The organism is Streptomyces sp. NPDC050422 (assembly GCF_044458665.1).
Lineage (GTDB): Bacteria > Actinomycetota > Actinomycetes > Streptomycetales > Streptomycetaceae > Streptomyces.
In genome coordinates this window covers 14,825-34,738 of record NZ_JBITIE010000041.1, presented here as the reverse complement: position 1 = coordinate 34,738, position 19,914 = coordinate 14,825, and the positions used below count along the sequence as shown (strand labels likewise).

Sequence of the window (19,914 nt, the reverse complement as noted above, 5' to 3'; positions counted from 1 at the left end):
CAGGGGAGTCCCCGCAGAAAATGGCGTACGACCCGGGTACAGGTTCGTCGTCGGGTGAACACGCCATTTTTGAGGAGTCTCCCCGGAGGGCCCCCCCCCCCACCCACCGGCGCAGGCGCACCGCACCCCGCGGAGCGAGCCGCACCAATCAAGCCCGTCCGGCGATTGAGGACGGAACCCCCCGCCCCGGACCGGGCCGCGTCCCGATGACCACGGTGGCGTACAACTCGTCGGAGGTGACCACCCGCGGGACGAGCCCACTGCCGCTCACGGCCGCCTCGGCGCGTGCCGCCTGGCGTTCGCTGGTCTCGACCAGCAGGCTGCCGCCCGGGGAGAGCCACTGCGGAGCCTCCGCGGCCACCCGTCGCATCACGTCGAGGCCGTCGCCGCCTCCGTCGAGGGCGACGAGCGGTTCATGGACGCGCGCCTCGGCGGGCAGCAGGGCGACGTCACCCGTCGGGACGTACGGGACGTTGGCGAGGAGCACGTCGACGCGCCCGCGCAGGGAGCCGGGCAGGGGGGCGAAGAGGTCGCCCTCGTAGACCCGGCCCAGGTCGCCGACGTTGCGCCGGGCACAGCGCACCGCGGCGGGTTCCACGTCGATGGCGTGCAGCTCGACCTCGCCCAGCGCGGCGGCGAGTGCGGCGCCGAGGGCGCCCGAACCGCAGCAGAGGTCGACCACGACGGCCGGGCTCGGGGCCAGTGCGGCGGCCTGGCGGATCAGGAACTCGGTGCGGCGGCGGGGGACGAAGACCCCGGGATCCACGGCGATGCGCAGACCACTGAACTCGGCCCAGCCGAGGACGTGTTCCAGGGGGTGGCCGGCGACGCGCCGTTCCACCATGGCGGCGAGTTCGGGGGGACCGGCCGCGGTGGCGGCGATCAGATCCGCCTCGTCCTCGGCGAATACGCAGCCGGCGGAGCGGAGGGTGGTGACGAGGGAGGAGAGGGCGGGCGGGGACAGCGGGACCGGCATGGAGCGGAGCCTTTCGGGAAACGCCGATGGGTGCTCCGCGGCCGGTTACGTCCGGTCGACCACGCGATCATGTGAGGCGAGCACCCAGCCTGATACAGCGGTAATGGGTCCCACCTCCTTCGGTACGTCCCCGTGCGGGGATGCGAAAGACTACCTCAGCCCGGCTCCGGCCCGGTCCGGCCCAGTTGCCCCGACCCCGGATAATGGCAGCCATGGAGCGCTCTGTGGGACTACGGGAACGCAAGAAGGAAGCCACCCGGCAGGCCGTGCACGAAGCGGCCTTGCGGCTGACCGTCGAACACGGCTTCGACCAGCTCACGGTGGAGGCCGTGGCGGATGCGGCCGGAATCTCCCGCAGAACGTTCTCCAACTACTTCGCCGGCAAGGAGGACGCCCTCCTCCACGGCGAGGAGCAGCAGATCAGGGAGCTCGTCAGGGCCGTGCGCGAGCGCCCCGCCGAGGAGGACGCCTGGACGGCGCTGCGGGTGGCCGTGGCGCAGTTCGCCGAGCGTGTCGCACCTCCGGAACGCGAATGGGCCGTCCGCACCCGTCTCGCCATGCGCCACCCTTCCCTCCTGGCCCGCCAGCTCGCCAACCACGCGGCGATGGAACGCGACTTGGCGGACGCCGTGGCCGCCCGCCCGTCCCGGGCACCGGACCCGGTCCGCCCGCTGGTCCTCGCCGCGGCGTTCCTCTGCTCGCTGCGGATCGCCATGCGCATGTGGATCGAGGAGGACCTGGCCCGGGAGCCCGTCGAGGTGATCGACGAGATCCTGGACGAGATGGGGCGGAACTTCACCTGAGGCGGCGCTCAGCGCTCCTGCTGGCCTTCCCCGATCAGCGGGCAGTGGGTCCGTGTGTAGATGGTGGGCATGCAGCGGTTGCAGTGGATGCACTGCGACCGGGTGGCCGGGTCCTGACCAATACGTTGCAGCAGGTCGGGCTCGCGCAGCAGGGCGCGGGCCATCGCGACGAACTCGAAGCCCTCCGCCATGGCGCGGTCCATGCCCTGCCGGTCGGTGACCCCGCCGAGGAGGATCAGCGGCAGAGCCAGCGCGGCGCGGAACTGCCGGGCGGATTCCAGCAGGTACAGGGGCCGGTAGGGATACGTACGGAACACGCCTCGCCCCACCGCCCGGATCGCAAGACGCTGGGGAAGCGGAAAGTTGGCCGCGAACTCGGCGACGGGGGCGCCGCCGCGGAACAGGTACATCGGGTTCAGCAGGGAGCTGCCCGCGGTCAGTTCGAGGGCGTCGACACTGCCGTCCTCCTCCAGCCAGCGGGCGACCTGGAGGCTGTCCTCCACGGTGAGCCCGCCGGGCGCCCCGTCCTTCATGTTCAGCTTGGCGGTGATGGCGAGCCGGTCGCCCAGCGCGTCGCGCACCGCCCGGGTGACACCCAGCGCCACGGCGGCGCGGGCCCGCAGCGAACCCCCGTAGGCGTCGGTGCGGCGGTTCAGCCGGGGGCTGAGGAAGGCGCTGGCCAGGTAGTTGTGGCCGAGGTGGATCTCCACAGCATCGAACCCGGCTTCGGCCGCCAGCAGAGCGGCTTCGGCGTGGGCCTTGATGACACGGTCGATGTCCTCGGCGGTGGCCGCCCTGTTGCGGCGCATGCTCAGCGCGTTGAACCCCGCCATCGGGGCGAGGGAGGCCAGCCCGTTGGACCGGCCGTCGGCCACCGGACCGGCATGGCCCAGCTGGGCGCTGACGGCGGCCCCGGTGTCGTGCACGGCCTCGGTCAGCCTGCGCAGCCCCGGCAGCGCCTCGGGCCGCATCCACAGCTGACGCCGCTCGGTGCGCCCCTCCGGCGCCACCGCGCAGTAGGCCACGGTGGTCATGGCGACGCCGCCGGCCGCGGGGCGCAGGTGGTAGTCGATGAGCTCCTGGGTGACCAGCGCGTCGGGGGTGGCACCCTCGAAGGTCGCGGCCTTGATGACCCGGTTACGCAGCCGGAGCGGCCCGAGCCGGGCCGGTGCCAGCACATCGGGGGCGCCCCGGGGCGCCTTTCCTGTCGGTCCTTCCGTTCCCTGTCCGTCCGTCATGGCGCGGAGCATCGCAGAGATCTGACGAATAGTCAGTAGCGTGGTGGCTGCGGATCACGGCCCAGCAGACGGCGCGCCCCAACGACGGCTGAACTGGCCGGTGTTGTGAGCACCTCGGTGGCCTCCAGGTCTGGATGCGTGAGGTAGAACAGCCGAAGCTCGTCCACCTCGCCGTCGAACCGCGGCGGCCAGTGGGGCGACGGCGTGAAGTCGTCGAGGATGAGAAGGCCACCAGGAGCGAGCAGCTCGACGACCCGTTCGGGGTCGTCCCGTTTGCCGCCGCCGTCGCAGAAGAAGACATCGAAGGGGGCGTGCCGCTCAAGCAGCCGCCAGTCCCCTGTGAGGACGTTGACCCGGTCGTCGTCCGCGAAGACACCGGCCGCCCGACGGGCCAACTCCTCGTCCCGCTCGACGGTGACCAGCCGGGCACCGGCGCCGAGCCCACTGTGCAGCCACGCAGTCCCCACGCCCGAGCCGGTGCCGCTCTCCGCGATGACCCCGCGAGGCTTCGCGGCAGCGGCCAGAGCGAGAAGCCTGCCCACTTCGGGGATGCAGCTCTTCCTGAACCCCGCCTCCGCGGCGGCCTTCTCCGCGGTCACCACACGCGGCGGGGCGGGGCGCTCCGCCCTGCCCCTTGCGGAGGCGGACGGGCCGGAGGGTACGGCGGTCACCTCGATGCTGCCTCGATGGCCTGCCCCGAAGTCGTTCTGCGACATGCGTAACCCTCTCGTCACGGCGTGGCCGGACTGGCAATCTCCGCCCCCGGCTCATTGACCGTCGTCCCACTGTGCCTCCACCCAGGCCAACTGGGTGTCGCTCAGAACAGGATCGAATCCTTTCGGGAACAGAAGCATCTGTGGCTGCGGCCACATGTTCTCCGGCCCGTGCTCGTCGCAGTGCAGGGCGATGAGGTGCGGCCTTGTCCGCAGGACGCGTACCGGTATGGGCGGTCGTTCGTCCGGCAGACGTACCCGATCCTCCAGCAGTCGTCTTCTTCCCTCGGCTCGTAGAAACCGGGATCGCGAACGATCATGGTCACCGGCTCCTGCCGATTGAACCGAGGAATGGGCCGTGGGTCGCACCACAGCAGCCGGGGAGGCATCACACGCCCATCCTGCCTCGGGACGCCCACAGACGGCCCGGCCACGTCGTCCGCCTCGCGCCACGTGGCCTTGTCGCAACGGATGGTCCCCAGACGCCTGATCGGCGTCTGTGACCGTACGACCGTGCCGTGTCCGCGGGACGAGGTGACGAGCCCTTCCGTCTCCAGAGCCCTGTAGGTCTGGTGAACCGGCCCGCTTGCTGCCCTCGCCCGTCTCGACAAGGTCCCTGATGTGCGGCAGCTGCTGCCCCGGCGCGCACTCGCATCTCACGGCCCACAGACGGTCCGGAGCTCCTGGAACGGCTTCGGGCCGACGGTGTGACACCGTCGGCCCGAAGCGGCGTTCAAGCGCCTCTACAGCACTGACCTGCAGTTACAGCACCGGCAGCAGCGCCTTCAGCTCGAAGGCCGTGACCTCGCTGCGGTACTCCTCCCACTCCTGCTTCTTGTTGCGCAGGAAGAAGTCGAAGACGTGCTCGCCGAGCGTCTCGGCGACCAGTTCGCTCTTCTCCATCAGCGCGATCGCCTCGCCGAGGTTCTGCGGCAGCGGCTCGATGCCCATGGCGCGGCGCTCCGCGTCGGACAGGGCCCAGACGTCGTCGTCGGCGCCGGGCGGGAGTTCGTAGCCCTCCTCGATGCCCTTGAGGCCCGCGGCCAGGAGCACCGCGTACGTCAGGTAGGGGTTGGCGCCGGAGTCGATGGAGCGGACCTCGACGCGGGCCGAGCCGGTCTTGCCGGGCTTGTACATCGGGACGCGGATCAGCGCGGAGCGGTTGTTGTGGCCCCAGCAGATGTACGAGGGGGCCTCGCCGCCGGCGCCCGCGGCGCGGGAGGAGCCGCCCCAGATGCGCTTGTAGGAGTTGACCCACTGGTTGGTGACGGCGGAGATCTCCGCGGCGTGCTTGAGCAGGCCCGCGATGAAGGAACGGCCGACCTTTGAGAGTTGGTACTCGGCGCCGGACTCGTAGAACGCGTTGCGGTCGCCCTCGAAGAGGGAGAGGTGGGTGTGCATGCCCGAGCCGGGGTACTCCGAGAACGGCTTCGGCATGAAGGTCGCCTGCACGCCCTGCTCCAGCGCGACCTGCTTCATGACCAGGCGGAAGGTCATGATGTTGTCGGCGGTGGACAGCGCGTCCGCGTACCGCAGGTCGATCTCCTGCTGGCCGGGGGCGCCCTCGTGGTGGCTGAACTCGACCGAGATGCCCATGGATTCGAGCATGGTGATCGCCTGGCGGCGGAAGTCCATGCCGACGTTCTGCGGGGTGTGGTCGAAGTAGCCGGAGCTGTCCGCCGGGGTGGGGCGGGTGCCGTCGACCGGCTTGTTCTTCAGCAGGAAGAACTCGATCTCCGGGTGGGTGTAGAAGGTGAATCCCAGGTCGGACGTCTTGGCCAGGATGCGCTTGAGCACGTAGCGCGGGTCGGCGAAGGAGGGCGAGCCGTCGGGCATGAGGATGTCGCAGAACATCCTGGCCGTGCCGGGGGCCTCCGCGCGCCAGGGCAGGATCTGGAACGTGCCCGGGTCCGGCTTGGCGATCATGTCCGACTCGTACACCCGGGCGAAGCCCTCGATGGCGGAGCCGTCGAAGCCGATTCCCTCGTCAAACGCCTGTTCCAGCTCGGCAGGGGCCACGGCCACGGACTTGAGGTAACCGAGCACGTCGGTGAACCACAGCCGGACGAACCGGATGTCGCGCTCCTCGAGTGTCCTGAGGACGAATTCCTGCTGCTTGTCCATAGCCACATCCTTGCAGTTCAGACGGCCCGTGCACCACCGCCCGGGGTAAGGGGGAAAGTCCAGTATCACGACCCCGGATTTCACCCAGATTACGCACCCGACGTGAGATCGAGCACTCGGCCACCCACTACGATCGTCGGCCATGGTGCGTACGGGGTGCGGCGGCCTCGCAACTGCCCCGCACGCGCCGGTTTCCGACCGTTTTCTTCCTCTCATCGCCCCTTCGCAGAAGGACCCACGACATGAGCTTCGACCGCAGGACCCGCATAGAGCAGATGCGCAAGGCCGACCGCGCGCGCGACCGCCGCACCCGCGTGCTGGTCATAAGCCTCAGCGCCGTCGTCGTCGCAGGTCTCGTCACCTTCGGCACCTACACGCTGGTCGACAGGTCCGACGCCTCGGCCGACCAGAAGACCTCGGACGCCAAGAACGCCGAGCAGTCCGAGGCGGAGAAGAAGGAACTGGCCGACGGGCCGATCGAGGGCGAGAAGACGTGGGACGCGAAGAAGCTGACCCGCAACCATGTCACCGAGAGCGTGTCGTACCCGATGAAGCCGCCGGTCGGCGGTGACCACAGCCCCGTCTGGATGAACTGCGACGGCGAGGTATACAAAAAGGCGATTCCTGAGGAGAACGCCGTGCACGCGCTGGAGCACGGTTCGGTGTGGGTGACGTACACGGACAAGGCTTCGGCCGCCGATGTGGACAAGCTCGCCGAGCGGGTCGGGAAGACCCCGTACTCGCTGATGAGCCCGTACAAGGACCAGGCCGGCACCATCATGCTGAGCGCCTGGGGCAAGCAGGTCACGGTGGACGGTGCCGATGACCGCCGGGTGGCTCAGTTCTTCGCCAAGTACGTGCAGGGCCCGCAGACGCCCGAGCCGGGCGCGGCGTGCACCGGCGGGCGGGCGGCCCCGTGACAGAGATGACGGAGGCGGGGGCGGAGGCGGAGGTGTCTCAACGCACTCGGCGCATCCGCTGGGCCGCCGGTTCCGCCGTCGCGCTCGCGCTGCTGTTCGCGGGTGCGGCGACGGTCGCCGCCGCGCGGGACGACGGGGCGGACCACCACGCGGCCGCCCCCGCCACGCAGGTCCCGGCGGCGGATTCCGCGGATGCCGGGTTCGCGCGCGACATGGCCGTCCACCATCAGCAGGCCGTGGAGATGTCCTTCATCGTGCGCGACCGCACCGACGACGAGGACGTGCGCCGTTTCGCGTACGACATCGCCAACACGCAGGCCAACCAGCGGGGCATGCTGCTCGGCTGGCTGGACCTGTGGGAGCTGCCGAAGGCGGCCGCCGGGCAGGAGCCGATGGCCTGGATGGCCGCCGGCCGGCACGCGGGCCACGACATGGCCGGGATGCCGGGCATGGACGGCGGTTACGAGGCTCATGACGGGTCCCTCATGCCCGGTATGGCGACCCGTACCGAACTCGGACAGCTCCGCAGGGCCAGTGGCAAGCAGGCCGAGATCCTGTACCTCCAGCTGATGACCGACCACCACAAGGGCGGTGTCGACATGGCCGGCGGCTGCGCGGACCTGTGCACCGTGAAGGTCGAGAAGCGGCTGGCCCGGGGCATGGTCGAGGGCCAGCGGTCCGAGCTGGAGGCCATGGCCGGGATGCTGGCGGAACGGGGGGCCGCGCCCCGGCCAGGGAAGGTGTCCTGAGGGCCCCCTGCACCACGGGTGCACCCGAATGGGTGATAGCGGTCGCGTGCCCCGGGCGGGCCCACGACGATGGGTTCGCTCGGGGTCGTACGCGAGTGCCCGTCGGCACGCAGGAGGAAGCCCCATGACCACCGCCAAGGACATCATGCACACCGGCGCCACCTGGATCCCGGCACACGAGACCCTCGACCGCGCCGCCCAGCTGATGCGCGACCACAACGTCGGCGCGCTGCCCATCTCGGAGAACGGCGAGCAGGACCGGATGGTCGGCATCCTCACGGACCGCGACATCGTGGTCGCCTGTGTGGCGATGGGCCGGGATCCGTCGAAGGTGACTGCCGGTGACCTCGCCCAGGGCACGCCGCGCTGGATCGACGCGCAGGCCGAGGTGGAGGCGGTGCTGGAGGAGATGCAGACCCACCGGATCCGCCGGCTGCCGGTCGTCGAGAACAAGAAGTTGATCGGCATGATCAGCGAGGCCGACCTGGCCCAGCACCTCTCCGACGACCAGATCGCCGGCTGGGCGGAGAAGGTGTACTCCCGGAACTGACCGGTACATCGTACGACCGGACGGTCCGCCACCTCCGCCACGCGGGGCGGCGGACCATCGCCGCCCGCATGCCCGATATGGGTAACCTGTCCGGCATGTCCGTTCAGCTCACCCGCCGTGCCGTGCTCGGCGCTTCGATCGCCCTTGCCGGTACGGGAGTTCTCACCGCCGGCGCCGACCGCGGCGTCGCCGCGGGCCACCCCGCCATGAACCACCCCGCCCCCTCCGGCACCACCGCCCCGGAAGGTTACGTCTCCCCCGACGGGCCGGAGGTCGCCGCGGCCGAGCAGCGGCGGGGCGCCGGCCCCGAGCGCAGGGTCACCCTGACCGCGACCCCGTCCCGGCTCCACCTGGGCGGCGGACGCGTCGTCAGTTCGTGGGCGTACGGGGGCCGGCTCCCCGGGCAGGAGATCCGGGTCACCGCGGGCGACACCCTCGCCCTCACCCTCGCCAACCACCTGCCGCAGTCCACCTCCCTGCACTGGCACGGGCTCGCCCTGCGCAACGACATGGACGGGGTGCCCGGGCTGACCCAGCGGGCCATCGGGGCGGGGACCGACTTCGCGTACCGGTTCGCGGTGCCCGACCCCGGCACGTACTGGCTCCACCCGCACTCGGGCGTCCAGCTGGACCGCGGGCTCTACGCGCCGCTCATCGTGGACGACCCGAAGGAGCCCCTCAGTTACGACCGGGAGTGGGTCGTCGTCCTGGACGACTGGGTCGACGGGGTGGATGGCTCCACGCCCGACGCCGTGCTCCAGGAGCTCACCGGGGGCAGGGGTGGCCACAGCGGACACGCCATGCCGGCGCCGGCCTCGCCCGCGAGCGGCGGGCCCTCGCGGATGCTGACGGGCGCCACCAGTAAGCTGCTGGGCGGCGACGCCGGTGACGTGAACTACCCGTACTACCTGGTCAACGGCCGCACGGCCGATGACCCTTCCGCCTTCACCGCACGGCCGGGCGACCGGATCCGGCTGCGGATCATCAACGCGGGCGGCGACACCGCCTTCCGCATCGCGCTCGGCGGTCACCGGATGACGGTGACGCACACCGACGGCTTCCCCGTCCGGCACACCGCGACGGACGCCCTGCTGCTCGGGATGGGCGAGCGGTACGACGTGCTGGTCACCGCCGGGGACGGGGTGTTCCCGCTGACCGCGCTTGCCGAGGGCAAGAAGGCCTCGGCGATGGCCCTGCTGCGGACCGGGGGCGGCGCTGCGCCCGGCGCGGCCGTGCGGCCGAAGGAGCTGGACGGCGAACTGGTGACGGCCGGCCGGCTGGCTCCGGAGGCGTCCGTTGCCCTGTCCGCACGCAAGCCCGACCGGACGGTGCTGATGCGGCTGACAGGTTCCATGGAGGCGTACGACTGGGCCTTCGACAGGAAGCCGTACACCGCCGACCAGCGCCATCCGGTGCAGGCCGGGGAGCGGGTCCGGCTGGAGTTCCGCAACCCGACGGCGATGTGGCACCCCATCCACCTGCACGGGCACACCTTCGCGCTGGCCGGGGGCGCGTCCGGGGCCCGTAAGGACACCGCGATCGTGCTGCCCCGGCAGACGCTGACCGTCGACTTCGACGCGGACAACCCGGGCCTGTGGATGCTCCACTGCCACAACCTGTACCACGCGGAGGCGGGCATGATGACGGTCCTCGGCTACCGCCGCTGAGCGGATTCCTGGCGGGCCGTACCGCATTTCGTGCGGCCCGCCAGGACATTGCGTCAGTCAGACGATTACACTGGGCGGCGTGCCTCAACTACGCCTCGCACTGAATCAGATCGACTCGACCGTCGGTGACCTCGCCGGCAACACCGAGTCGATCCTCCACTGGACCCGGCACTCCGCCGAACAGGGCGCCCACCTGGTGGCGTTCCCCGAGATGGTGCTGACCGGTTACCCCGTCGAGGACCTGGCCCTGCGGTCGTCCTTCGTCGAGGCGTCGCGGGAGGCGCTGCGTGCGCTGGCCGCGCGCCTGGACGAGGAGGGCTTCGGGGAGCTCCCGGTCGTCGTCGGCTACCTCGACCGTTCCGAGTCCGCCGCGGCCCGCTACGGCCAGCCCGCCGGCTCGCCGCGGAACGCCGCCGCGGTGCTGCACCGCGGGCAGATCGCGCTGAACTTCGCCAAGCACCACCTGCCCAACTACGGCGTCTTCGACGAGTTCCGGTACTTCGTGCCGGGCGACTCGATGCCCGTCGTGCGGGTGCACGGCATCGATGTGGCGCTCGCGATCTGCGAGGACCTCTGGCAGGACGGTGGCCGGGTGCCGGCCGCGCGCGCCGCCGGGGCCGGGCTGCTGCTGTCGATCAACGCCTCTCCGTACGAGCGGGACAAGGACGACACCCGCCTCGAACTGGTCCGCAAGCGGGCCCAGGAGGCCGGCTGCACGACCGCGTACCTCGCGATGATCGGCGGCCAGGACGAGCTGGTCTTCGACGGTGACTCGATCGTCGTCGACAAGGACGGCGAAGTGATCGCCCGCGCCCCGCAGTTCGCCGAAGGCAGCGTGATCCTGGACCTCGACCTGCCGGCCGCCTCGCCCGAGGCGCCGTCCGGCGTGGTGAACGACGGGCTGCGGATCGACCACGTGGTCCTCTCCGAGGAGCCGCTTCCGGCGTACGAGGCGGAGCTGGCCGGAGGGTACGCGGACCGGCTCGACGACGACGAGGAGCTGTACTCGGCGCTCGTCGTGGGCCTGCGCGCGTACGCGGCGAAGAACGGCTTCAGCAGTGTGCTGGTCGGGCTCTCCGGCGGGATCGACTCGGCGCTCGTCGCGGCGATCGCCTGCGACGCGCTGGGCGCACAGCACGTGTACGGCATCTCGATGCCGTCGAAGTACTCCTCGGAGCACTCCAGGGGCGACGCGGCCGAGCTGGCGCGGCGTACCGGGCTGAACTTCCGGACCGTACCGATCGAGCCGATGTTCGACGCGTACATGGGGTCGCTGGGGCTCACCGGGCTCGCCGAGGAGAACCTGCAGTCGCGGCTGCGCGGCACGATGCTGATGGCCGTGTCGAACCAGGAGGGCCAGATCGTCCTGGCTCCCGGCAACAAGTCGGAGCTGGCGGTCGGTTACTCGACACTGTACGGGGACTCCGTCGGCGCGTACGGGCCGATCAAGGACGTCTACAAGACGTCGGTCTTCCGGCTGGCGAAGTGGCGCAACCGGGCAGCGGAGGAGCGCGGACAGACGCCGCCGATCCCGGAGGCGTCCATCACCAAGCCGCCCAGCGCGGAGCTGCGGCCGGGCCAGGTCGACACGGACTCGCTGCCCGACTACGACGTGCTGGACCGGATCCTGGAGATGTACGTCGACCGGGACCAGGGGCTCGACGCGATCGTCGCGGCCGGGTTCGACGCGGCGCTGGTGGCGAAGACGCTGCGGATGGTGGACACGGCCGAGTACAAGCGGCGGCAGTATCCGCCGGGCACGAAGATCTCGCCCAAGGGCTTCGGCAAGGACCGGCGGCTGCCGATCACGAACCGGTGGCGCGAGTCCGGCTGACGCCGGGAGTGGGGGTGTACTGCGGGCCCGTCCGGCTCCGGGGTTTTGTCCTCAATCGCCGGACGGGCTTGTTGTTGCCGGGCTCGGGCTTGGCGTGCGGGGACCCCGGCGGAGGTCTTGTCCTCAATCGCCGGAGGGGCTTGATGTGGCCGGGCTCGGGCTTGATGTGCGGGGGCCGGGTTTGATTGGCGCGGGGCTCAGTGCACGTCTGCCTCGGACCTTCGCGGCGTGGATGCCGCCGCGCGGGCCACGATCTTCGACGGGGTCCGGTCGCGGTCCAGTGCACCCGCCGTGACCGCCACCGCGAGACCCACCAGGGTCAGGGCCGCGCCGACCAGCGCCGGGGAGGTCCAGCCCCAGCCGGCCGCGATGGCCATGCCGCCCAGCCATGCGCCGCCCGCGTTGGCCAGGTTGAAGGCGGAGTGGTTGGAGGCGGACGCCAGGGTCGGGGCATCCTTGGCCTTGTTCATGACGAGCATCTGCAACGGTGTCGTCGTCATGAACCCCACCCCGCCCAGCAGCACCACCATCACCAGCGCGGCCCACTGCACATGGGCGGCGAAGGGGAAGACCACCAGGACGACGGCCAGCGCGCTCAGTGACCCGTACAGCGTGGGGCGCAGCGCCCGGTCCGTGAGGGGTCCCGCGGCGAGTGCGCCCAGGGTCATGCCGATGCCGAAGAGCGCCAGGACCAGCGTCACGGAGGATTCGCCGAAGCCCATCGCCTCGGTCGTCATGGCCGAGAGGTAGGAGTACACGGCGAAGACACCGGCGAAGCCGAAGACGGCCGTGAGGAGTCCGAGCAGGACCTGGCGGTTGCCCAGGGCCCGCAGCTCGTGGCGGACGTGCCGGTGCGCCTCCGCCGGGATCTGCGGGACGAGGCGGGCGAGCGCGGCCATCGCGCAGAGCCCGATGCCGGCGACCACGAGGAAGGTGGCCCGCCAGCCGAGGTGCTGGCCGAGCAGCGTGGCGGCGGGGACGCCGACGACGTTGGCGATGGTCAGGCCGAGGAACATCGTCGCCACGGCTCGTGCCTGGCGCCCCTCGGCGGCCAGACGGGTGGCGACGACGGCGCCGACTCCGAAGAACGCGCCGTGCGGCAGCCCGGCCAGCAGCCGCCCGGCGATCAGCCAGCCGAAGTCGGGGGCGAGTGCGGAGGCGAGGTTGCCGACGGTGAAGAGCGCCATCAGCAGCAGGAGCATCCGCTTGCGAGGGATGCGCGAGCCGACGGCGGTGAGCAGAGGGGCACCCAGCACCACGCCGATCGCGTACGCCGACACGAGGTAGCCCGCAGTGGGGACGGAGGTGCCCAGATCGTCCGCGACGTCGGGCAGCAGGCCCATCATCACGAATTCCGTAGTACCGATGCCGAAGGCGCTCACAGCGAGTGCGAGCAGAGCCAGTGGCATGAAGAGAGACCTTTCCGACGTGGGCCCCGCGCGCTCCGGCCGGGCCCGGGCGGGCCTGCGGGGAGCGGGGAGAGGCAGGAGGGAACGCAGCCGTACGTGCGCCGGCGCGGGCCGGCCGGGGCCGGATCGCACGGTGACGGACCGGCTTCCTCGCCGGCGGCCTTGTTCCCGTTCGGAACAAATTCTCTCAGACGTTTGGTGCGTGGAGGTAAACGGACCGTTGCGTCACAGTTTGACGCGGGCGGCGATCGGGAGATGGTCGCTGTCCGTGGCCGGGAGCGTCCACGAGGACATCGGCTCGATGCCCTTCACCATGATCTGGTCGATCCGTGCCATCGGGAACGACGCGGGCCAGCTGAAGCCGAAGCCGTCACCGGCCGCGCCCTGGGTGGAGCGCATCTGGGCGGTGACCCCGTTGAGCGAGCGGTCGTTCATGGTTCCGTTGAGGTCGCCGAGCAGGGCGACCCGTTCCAGCGGTTCGTGGGAGATGGCCTCGCCGAGGGCGTCCGCGCTCTGGTCCCGCTGGTTGGCGGTGAATCCGGCGTGCAGTTTGACCCGTACCGAGGGCAGGTGCGCGACGTAGACGGCGACCGGGCCCTCGGGGGTGGTGACGGTGGTCCGCATGGCGCGGACCCAGCCCATCTTGATGTCCACCGGCCGGGTGTCGCTCAGGGGGTACTTGCTCCACACGCCGACGGTGCCCTGCACGGAGTGGTACCGGAAGCGGCCGGCGAGCGCCGACTCGTACGCCGCCACCTTGCCGCTGGGAAGTTCCTGGAGGGCGACGACGTCGGCGCCCGAACCGGCGACCTGCTGGGCGGTGCCGGTGGGGTCGGGGTTGTCCGCGTTGACGTTGTGGGTGGCGACGGTGAGATCGCCGCCGGTGCCCGACTTGTCGGTGAGCAGTCCGCCGAAGACGTTGAACCAGACCAGGACCGGCAGCAGCAGCGCGATCAGGGCGGTCGCCGAGCGGCGCACCAGGCCGAGGACCAGCAGCAGCGGGACGAACACGGCGCACCACGGCAGGAACGTCTCGGTGAGGCTGCCCAGGTTGCCGATGGTGTTCGGGATCTGGGCGTGGAGGAGCATCACGAGGGTCAGCAGGACCGAGCAGCCGGCCAGGACGAGGCCGCGCCGCCAGATGCCGGGGTCCCGGGTCAGTCTGTCGCGCAGGTCCCGGAAGCGGGATCCGGTGCGCTGCGGGCCCGCGCCGCCGTTCCCGGTGTCCGCCCTGTACGCCTGCACCATTGCGCTGTCCTCACTGCCTTGCCGTACACATCGCCGCGCCCACGACCCTAGGGGATGCGCGATGCCTTTCCGGCCGTCGGCGACGACCGTACTGCCACGAGGACGCCCCGGGCGGTGCGAAGGGTTCCGGCCGCAGGGGGTCTGTGGTGGCTTGTGACAGAACGATCACACTCGAACGGGGCCGGGCGAGTCAGCCGCGGCCTGCGGCTTCACCGGATCCGGCGGCGGACCGCGGTCCGAGCCCCTCGACCAGCAGGCGGATGATGCGGTCGGCGAGGTCGTCGGGCAGCGGCGCGTCGGGCCGGTGGATGGTGCGTACGAGCATGGGGCCGAGGAACAGGTCGTCCATCAGTTCCACGTCCGCGTCGCCCCTCAGCTCGCCCGCCTCGACGGCCCGGCCGACGGCGGCGAGCATCGCGGCCCGGCGGGGGGCTATCACGGTGCACTGGTACGCGGACCACAGCTTGGGGTGGCTCTTCATCTGCGCGAAGACGTTGTGCAGCAGCACCGAGGAGCGCTGGGCGAGTCCGCGGGTGCGCATGGACTCCAGCAGGACGCGCAGGTCGTCCAGGCCTCCGGTGCCGGAGAGGTCGGGTTCCGGTGGCTCGATCTCGCGCAGGACGTCGACGAAGAGTTCCTCCTTGCCGGCCCAGCGCCGGTAGATGGTCGCCTTGCCGACCCCCGCCGTGCGGGCGATGCGCTCGATGGACAGGCCGGCGAGGGGCTCGCCGGCCTCCAGGAGCTCGACGACGGCGTCCAGGATGGACCGCTCGGCGGCGGCGCTGCGGGGACGGCCGCGGCGGGGTTCCTGATCGTCGCCGGGGGGCGGTTCCTGGTCCGGGACGTCGTGGGCCCGTGGGTCCGGGCCCCGGCCGTCGTGGGCCTGCCGGTCCTGCTCCCCGGGGACCCGGTCATCCCGGTCCGATGCCTGAGCCTGCACGTGGAACCACCTTTCACCGCCCCGATTCTCGCCGATGCCCGAGGTGCCCGGCCGCCGTCCGGGCCGGGCGGGGCCTCCCGCGCCTCACCGTCGGGCGTCTGCGGGCACCGTCCGCTCGTCCTGCCGGGCCGTCTGCTCCGCGGCCGGCCGGCCCGGCAGGAACAGGGCGACCACGATCGTCCCGATGAGGGCGACGCCCGCCGAGCCGATGGCGGTGACGTGCATGGCGCCCATGAACGCGTCGTGTGCGGCGGCCACCAGCGGGGTGCCCGCCGGGCCCATCTTCTCCGCGACCCCGAGCGTGGCCTCGATCGACTCCCCCGCCACGTCCCTGGCCGCGGCCGGTACGGCGTCGAGGTGCCCCTCGATGTCGCCGCGGTAGACCGTGGACAGCACCGAGCCGAGGACGGCGATCCCGAGGGCGCCGCCGACCTGCCGGAACACGTTGTTGACGGCCGAGCCCGAGCCGGCTTTCTCCCTGGGCAGCGCCTGCATCACGGCGACGGTGACCGGGGGCATCACATGGGCCATGCCCGTGCCCTGGACGAAGAAGACCACGCACATCACCCAGACCGGGGTCGTGGCGTCGAACAGGGCGAACGCCGCCAGCCCGCCGGCCACCATCAGCATGCCCACGGTGCACACGGCACGCGCGCCGAACCGGTCGACCACGAGGCGGGCCCGCGGGGCGAAGACCATCTGCGCGATGGCCAGCGGCAGGATCAGCAGCCCGGACTGCAGGGCGCTCCAGCCGCGCACACTCTGCATGTAGAAGGCGGAGAAGAACGTCACGCCCATCAGCGCGAAGAAGACCAGCGCGATCGCGGCGACCGCGGCGGAGAAGGCCGGCTTCTTGAAGTAGGAGATGTCGATGGCCGGACTGCTGCTGCGCTTCTCGTGGAGGACGAACACGACGAGGACGGCCAGACCGCCGATGACCGGCAGGAGCACGGACACGTCGGTGAAGTCGGCCAGCTCACCGCCACGGATGATGCCGTACACCAGCAGCACCAGGCCGACGACGGAGAGCGCCACGCCGAGCGGGTCCAGCCGCCCCGGCTTCGGGTCCCTGGAGTCCGGTACGAGCACCACCATGGCGATGAGCGCGATGACCACGACGGGCACGTTGACGAGGAAGACCGAGCCCCACCAGAAGTGTTCGAGGAGCAGCCCGCCGGTGATCGGGCCGATCGCGATGCCGAGGCCGACGCTGCCGGCCCACAGGCCGATGGCCTTGGGCTGCTCGTCGCGCTCGAAGACGTTCATCAGGACGGCGAGCGTGGCCGGCATGACGAAGGCGGCGCCGAAGCCCATGACGGCGCGCCAGGTGATCAGTTCCCCGGGCGATCCCGACATCGCGGCGAAGGCGGAACCCACGCCGAACAGCGCGATGCCGCAGAGCAGGACCTTCTTGCGTCCGATGCGGTCGCCGAGCAGGCCCGCGGTGAAGAGCAGTCCGGCGAAGACGAGCGTGTAGGAGTTGATGGCCCACTCAAGCTCGCTCTGGGTGGCTCCCAGACCGGTCGGTGAGGGCGACGCGATCGTCTTGACCGCGACGTTCAGGATCGAGTTGTCGAGTACGACGATGAGCAGACTGAACATCAGGACGGCGAGGATCGCCCAGCGGCGGCGGTGGACCGCCTCGGGGACGTGGGGTGCGGCGGCGGGAGCGCCGGACGGTAGGGACATGAGCCGAAGGTACCTCTATTTCGATACGAGACCGTCTCGTATTGGAAAATCTTTACCGGGCTGCCGTGACACCGGGTGCCATCCCGTGCGGCGGGCCCACTTCCCGTGAACGGCTCCGGGATGCCACCATGGAAGCGATCCGGGGACGCCGTCAGGGCGCCTCGAGATGACGAAGGAGCCGTTGGCAATGTCGCTTCAGGCTGCGCACGACCAGTCCCCCACTCCCACCGCGGGAGCCCCCTCCGACAGCAGCAAGGCGCTGTACGGAGGCAAGAGCAACCGCCGCGTCACCGTCCACGACATCGCCGCCGCCACCGCGCGCGGCGAGAAGTGGCCCATGCTCACCGCCTACGACGCGATGACCGCGTCCGTCTTCGACGAGGCCGGTATTCCGGTCATGCTCGTGGGCGACTCCATGGGCAACTGTCACCTCGGCTACGAGACCACCGTGCCCGTCACGATGGACGAGATCGCCATCCTGTCCGCCGCCGTCGTCCGGGGCACCAAGCGCGCCCTGGTCGTCGCCGACCTGCCCTTCGGGTCGTACCAGGAGAGCCCGGTCCAGGCCCTGCGCAACGCCACCCGCCTGATCAAGGAGTCCGGGGTCGGCGCGGTCAAGCTGGAGGGCGGCGAACGCAGCCACGAGCAGATCAAGCTCCTGGTCGACGCCGGCATCCCGGTGATGGCCCACATCGGCCTGACCCCGCAGTCCGTCAACGCGATGGGCTACCGCGTGCAGGGCCGCGGCGAGGAAGCCGCCCAGCAGATGCTGCGCGACGCCAAGGCCGTCCAGGACGCGGGCGCGTTCGCCGTCGTCCTCGAACTCGTACCGGCCGAACTGGCCGCCGAGGTCACCCGCACCCTGCACATCCCGACCGTGGGCATCGGGGCCGGTCCGGACACCGACGCGCAGGTGCTGGTCTACACCGACATGGTCGGTCTGACCGGCGGCAAGGTGCCGCGCTTCACCAAGCAGTACGCGGACCTGCGCCAGATCCTCGGCGACGCCGCGAAGGCGTACGCGGACGAGGTCGTCGGGGGCACGTTCCCGGCGCCGGAGCACACGTTCCACTAGCCACTGCCGCACCACCGACAGCCCGCCGACATCCCCCATCGGCGGGCTGTCGCCCTGCTGTCGGCGGCTTGTCGGCGCGCTGTCGGTGGCGGCTGGTCTGATGGTGGACATGACGCGAATCGACAAGAACCCCAGGAACGGCACGAACGCCGTCGAGGTACGGGGGCTGGTCAAGCACTACGGCGAGACCAAGGCTCTGGACGGCGTGGACCTCGATGTGCGCGAGGGCACCGTCCTCGGCGTGCTCGGCCCCAACGGCGCCGGGAAGACCACCCTCGTACGAGTCCTGTCCACCCTGATCCAGCCCGACGCCGGACACGCGGTCGTAGCGGGCTACGACGTGGTGAAGCAGCCCCGCGCGCTGCGCCGCACCATCGGCCTGACCGGCCAGTACGCCTCGGTCGACGAGAAGCTCTCCGGCTGGGAGAACCTCTACATGATCGGGCGGCTGCTCGACCTGCCGCGCAAGAAGGCCCGCTCGCGCGCCGACGAGCTGCTGGAGCGCTTCTCGCTCACGGACGCGGCCAAGAAGGCCGCGATGGAGTACTCCGGCGGAATGCGCCGCCGGCTGGACCTCGCCGCCTCCATGATCGGCAGCCCGGCCGTCCTCTATCTGGACGAGCCGACGACGGGGCTCGACCCCCGTACCCGCAACGAGGTCTGGGACGAGGTGCAGCGGATGGTCGCGGAGGGGGCGACCGTGCTGCTCACCACCCAGTACATGGAAGAGGCCGAACAGCTCGCCAACGAGCTCACCGTCATCGACAAGGGCAAGATCATCGCCCGCGGCGGAGTCGACGAGCTGAAGGCCAAGGTCGGCGGCCGCACCCTGCAGATCCGCCCCTCCGACCCGGCCGAACTGGCCGCGATGGCGCAGGCCATCAGGGAGGCCGGTCTCGACGGTGTGGCGGGCGCCCAGGCGGTCCCGGACGAGGGCCTGCTCTACGTACCGATCCTCAGCGACGAGCAGCTCACCGCCGTCATCGGCCTGCTCGGCACCCGGGGCTTCTCGCTGGCGCACGTCGCCACCGCGCTGCCCAGCCTGGACGAGGTGTTCCTCGCCATCACCGGCGACAAGTCCACCGTCACCGACACGATCCCCCAGGAGGTCGCGGCATGAGCACGACGACTCTGACGCCCACCCCCACCGACGCGGCCCCGGCCGCCCCGGCCACGAGACTCCACGACGAGGGCCGGATCGGGCTGCGGAACAACCTGCGCCACATCGGGGCGCTGGTGCGGCGCAATCTGCTCCAGATCAAGAAGGATCCGGAGTCGATGTTCGACGCGCTCCTGATGCCGGTCATCTTCGTGCTGCTGTTCGTGTACGTGTTCGGCGGCTCCGTCGGCGGCAGCATGGGCGGCGGCCGGCAGGAGTACCTCAACTACCTGATCCCCGGCCTGATGGCGATGATGGGCATGAACATCGCCATGGCCGTCGGCTCCGGTGTCAACGACGACTTCCGCAAGGGGGTCATGGACCGGTTCCGTACGATGCCGATCGCCCGTTCCTCGGTGCTCATCGCGAAGATCGTGGTCGAGCTCGCCCGGATGATGGTCGCCACGCTGATCCTGCTGGGCATGGGCTTCGCACTCGGCATGGATCTCCACGGATCGGTGCTCGGGCTGATCGGTGCGATCGGTCTGGCGGCCGCGTTCGGCGCCGCCATCATGTGGATCTTCATCCTGCTCGGACTGTCCATGAAGACGGCCCAGGCCGTCCAGGGAATGGGGATGATCGTGATGATGCCGCTCCAGTTCGGCTCCTCCATCTTCGCCCCGCCCACGACGATGCCCGGCTGGCTCCAGACGTTCACCGACTACAACCCGCTGTCCAACCTGGCCGACGCGGCCCGCGGCCTGATGATGGGCGGCCCGCTCGGCAACTCGGTCTGGCTCACGCTCGGCTGGACCGTGGTCATCACCGCGGCGATGGCCCCGCTCGCGGTGTCCAAGTTCCGCAAGAAGTCCTGACCACA

At 70.7% G+C, this 19,914-nt stretch carries 17 protein-coding genes and 1 pseudogene; 9 read left to right on the top strand and 9 right to left on the bottom strand.

The features are described from left to right. Positions 1-148: 148 nt before the first annotated feature. Positions 149-976 carry a putative protein N(5)-glutamine methyltransferase gene (locus ACIBJG_RS37610; protein ID WP_399314701.1) on the bottom strand — a complete coding sequence of 276 codons (828 nt, stop codon included), beginning with the start codon at positions 974-976 and terminating at the stop codon, positions 149-151. Between the two features lie 212 nt (positions 977-1,188). Between ACIBJG_RS37610 and ACIBJG_RS37605 the strand changes: the two genes are divergently transcribed. After that, positions 1,189-1,779, top strand: coding sequence for a TetR family transcriptional regulator (locus tag ACIBJG_RS37605; RefSeq protein ID WP_399314700.1), 591 nt, complete (start codon positions 1,189-1,191; stop codon positions 1,777-1,779). Between the two features lie 8 nt (positions 1,780-1,787). Here the strand turns inward: ACIBJG_RS37605 and ACIBJG_RS37600 are convergent, their stop codons facing one another. The 4 genes and pseudogenes from ACIBJG_RS37600 to glnA all read right to left on the bottom strand — a co-directional run bounded on the left by ACIBJG_RS37600 (position 1,788) and on the right by glnA (position 5,854). Then, positions 1,788-3,017 (bottom strand): NADH:flavin oxidoreductase, encoded by a 1,230-nt coding sequence (locus ACIBJG_RS37600; RefSeq protein ID WP_399314699.1) that lies wholly within the window; start codon positions 3,015-3,017, stop codon positions 1,788-1,790. Between the two features lie 32 nt (positions 3,018-3,049). Then, positions 3,050-3,619: an O-methyltransferase gene (locus ACIBJG_RS37595; protein WP_399314703.1), complete on the bottom strand. Its 570-nt coding sequence runs from the start codon at positions 3,617-3,619 to the stop codon at positions 3,050-3,052. 539 nt (positions 3,620-4,158) lie between these two features. Continuing rightward, positions 4,159-4,399 (bottom strand): annotated as a pseudogene (locus tag ACIBJG_RS37590) (GntR family transcriptional regulator); the annotation flags it as partial. A 93-nt stretch (positions 4,400-4,492) separates the two neighbouring features. Beyond that, positions 4,493-5,854 carry a type I glutamate--ammonia ligase gene (glnA, locus tag ACIBJG_RS37585; RefSeq protein WP_399314697.1) on the bottom strand — a complete coding sequence of 454 codons (1,362 nt, stop codon included), beginning with the start codon at positions 5,852-5,854 and terminating at the stop codon, positions 4,493-4,495. Between the two features lie 242 nt (positions 5,855-6,096). Between glnA and ACIBJG_RS37580 the strand changes: the two genes are divergently transcribed. The 5 genes from ACIBJG_RS37580 to ACIBJG_RS37560 all read left to right on the top strand — a co-directional run bounded on the left by ACIBJG_RS37580 (position 6,097) and on the right by ACIBJG_RS37560 (position 11,574). Continuing rightward, positions 6,097-6,774 (top strand): DUF3105 domain-containing protein, encoded by a 678-nt coding sequence (locus ACIBJG_RS37580; RefSeq protein WP_399314696.1) that lies wholly within the window; start codon positions 6,097-6,099, stop codon positions 6,772-6,774. Between the two features lie 5 nt (positions 6,775-6,779). Then, complete coding sequence (locus ACIBJG_RS37575; RefSeq protein ID WP_399314702.1) at positions 6,780-7,523, top strand: DUF305 domain-containing protein; 744 nt, start codon at positions 6,780-6,782, stop codon at positions 7,521-7,523. A gap of 124 nt (positions 7,524-7,647) precedes the next feature. Continuing rightward, positions 7,648-8,073 carry a CBS domain-containing protein gene (locus ACIBJG_RS37570; protein ID WP_399314695.1) on the top strand — a complete coding sequence of 142 codons (426 nt, stop codon included), beginning with the start codon at positions 7,648-7,650 and terminating at the stop codon, positions 8,071-8,073. A gap of 95 nt (positions 8,074-8,168) precedes the next feature. Further along, complete coding sequence (locus tag ACIBJG_RS37565) at positions 8,169-9,740, top strand: multicopper oxidase family protein (RefSeq protein WP_399314693.1); 1,572 nt, start codon at positions 8,169-8,171, stop codon at positions 9,738-9,740. A 79-nt stretch (positions 9,741-9,819) separates the two neighbouring features. Then, positions 9,820-11,574, top strand: a complete 1,755-nt coding sequence (locus tag ACIBJG_RS37560; protein ID WP_399314692.1) for an NAD+ synthase — start codon at positions 9,820-9,822, stop codon at positions 11,572-11,574. Positions 11,575-11,771: 197 nt separating this feature from the next. Here the strand turns inward: ACIBJG_RS37560 and ACIBJG_RS37555 are convergent, their stop codons facing one another. The 4 genes from ACIBJG_RS37555 to ACIBJG_RS37540 all read right to left on the bottom strand — a co-directional run bounded on the left by ACIBJG_RS37555 (position 11,772) and on the right by ACIBJG_RS37540 (position 16,860). After that, complete coding sequence (locus ACIBJG_RS37555) at positions 11,772-12,983, bottom strand: MFS transporter (protein ID WP_399314690.1); 1,212 nt, start codon at positions 12,981-12,983, stop codon at positions 11,772-11,774. 225 nt (positions 12,984-13,208) lie between these two features. Then, positions 13,209-14,231, bottom strand: coding sequence for an endonuclease/exonuclease/phosphatase family protein (locus ACIBJG_RS37550; RefSeq protein ID WP_399314689.1), 1,023 nt, complete (start codon positions 14,229-14,231; stop codon positions 13,209-13,211). Between the two features lie 190 nt (positions 14,232-14,421). Next, the gene (locus tag ACIBJG_RS37545; RefSeq protein WP_399314686.1) at positions 14,422-15,171 is read right to left on the bottom strand and encodes a TetR/AcrR family transcriptional regulator; all 750 of its coding nucleotides are present in this window, start codon (positions 15,169-15,171) and stop codon (positions 14,422-14,424) included. Positions 15,172-15,255: 84 nt separating this feature from the next. Then, positions 15,256-16,860: an MFS transporter gene (locus ACIBJG_RS37540; RefSeq protein ID WP_399314684.1), complete on the bottom strand. Its 1,605-nt coding sequence runs from the start codon at positions 16,858-16,860 to the stop codon at positions 15,256-15,258. A gap of 187 nt (positions 16,861-17,047) precedes the next feature. On the opposite strand from ACIBJG_RS37540, the gene panB reads away from it, so the two are divergent. From panB to ACIBJG_RS37525, 3 genes are all read left to right on the top strand, one after another. Next, positions 17,048-17,935, top strand: a complete 888-nt coding sequence (gene panB, locus ACIBJG_RS37535; protein WP_399314682.1) for a 3-methyl-2-oxobutanoate hydroxymethyltransferase — start codon at positions 17,048-17,050, stop codon at positions 17,933-17,935. 100 nt (positions 17,936-18,035) lie between these two features. Continuing rightward, positions 18,036-19,055 carry an ATP-binding cassette domain-containing protein gene (locus tag ACIBJG_RS37530; protein ID WP_399314679.1) on the top strand — a complete coding sequence of 340 codons (1,020 nt, stop codon included), beginning with the start codon at positions 18,036-18,038 and terminating at the stop codon, positions 19,053-19,055. Beyond that, positions 19,052-19,909: an ABC transporter permease gene (locus ACIBJG_RS37525; protein WP_399314676.1), complete on the top strand. Its 858-nt coding sequence runs from the start codon at positions 19,052-19,054 to the stop codon at positions 19,907-19,909. The genes ACIBJG_RS37530 and ACIBJG_RS37525 overlap by 4 nt, the downstream gene beginning before the upstream one ends. The last annotated feature ends 5 nt before the right edge of the window (positions 19,910-19,914 follow it).

Bases quoted from the DNA above. Each gene is read 5' to 3' on its own strand.
- ACIBJG_RS37610 (WP_399314701.1), bottom strand. From the start codon at position 976: ATGCCGGTCCCGCTGTCCCCGCCCGCCCTCTCCTCCCTCGTCACCACC.
- ACIBJG_RS37605 (WP_399314700.1), top strand. From the start codon at position 1,189: ATGGAGCGCTCTGTGGGACTACGGGAACGCAAGAAGGAAGCCACCCGG.
- ACIBJG_RS37600 (WP_399314699.1), bottom strand. From the start codon at position 3,017: ATGACGGACGGACAGGGAACGGAAGGACCGACAGGAAAGGCGCCCCGG.
- glnA (WP_399314697.1), bottom strand. From the start codon at position 5,854: ATGGACAAGCAGCAGGAATTCGTCCTCAGGACACTCGAGGAGCGCGAC.
- ACIBJG_RS37580 (WP_399314696.1), top strand. From the start codon at position 6,097: ATGAGCTTCGACCGCAGGACCCGCATAGAGCAGATGCGCAAGGCCGAC.
- ACIBJG_RS37575 (WP_399314702.1), top strand. From the start codon at position 6,780: ATGACGGAGGCGGGGGCGGAGGCGGAGGTGTCTCAACGCACTCGGCGC.
- ACIBJG_RS37570 (WP_399314695.1), top strand. From the start codon at position 7,648: ATGACCACCGCCAAGGACATCATGCACACCGGCGCCACCTGGATCCCG.
- ACIBJG_RS37565 (WP_399314693.1), top strand. From the start codon at position 8,169: ATGTCCGTTCAGCTCACCCGCCGTGCCGTGCTCGGCGCTTCGATCGCC.
- ACIBJG_RS37555 (WP_399314690.1), bottom strand. From the start codon at position 12,983: ATGCCACTGGCTCTGCTCGCACTCGCTGTGAGCGCCTTCGGCATCGGT.
- ACIBJG_RS37550 (WP_399314689.1), bottom strand. From the start codon at position 14,231: ATGGTGCAGGCGTACAGGGCGGACACCGGGAACGGCGGCGCGGGCCCG.
- ACIBJG_RS37540 (WP_399314684.1), bottom strand. From the start codon at position 16,860: ATGTCCCTACCGTCCGGCGCTCCCGCCGCCGCACCCCACGTCCCCGAG.
- panB (WP_399314682.1), top strand. From the start codon at position 17,048: ATGTCGCTTCAGGCTGCGCACGACCAGTCCCCCACTCCCACCGCGGGA.
- ACIBJG_RS37530 (WP_399314679.1), top strand. From the start codon at position 18,036: ATGGTGGACATGACGCGAATCGACAAGAACCCCAGGAACGGCACGAAC.
- ACIBJG_RS37525 (WP_399314676.1), top strand. From the start codon at position 19,052: ATGAGCACGACGACTCTGACGCCCACCCCCACCGACGCGGCCCCGGCC.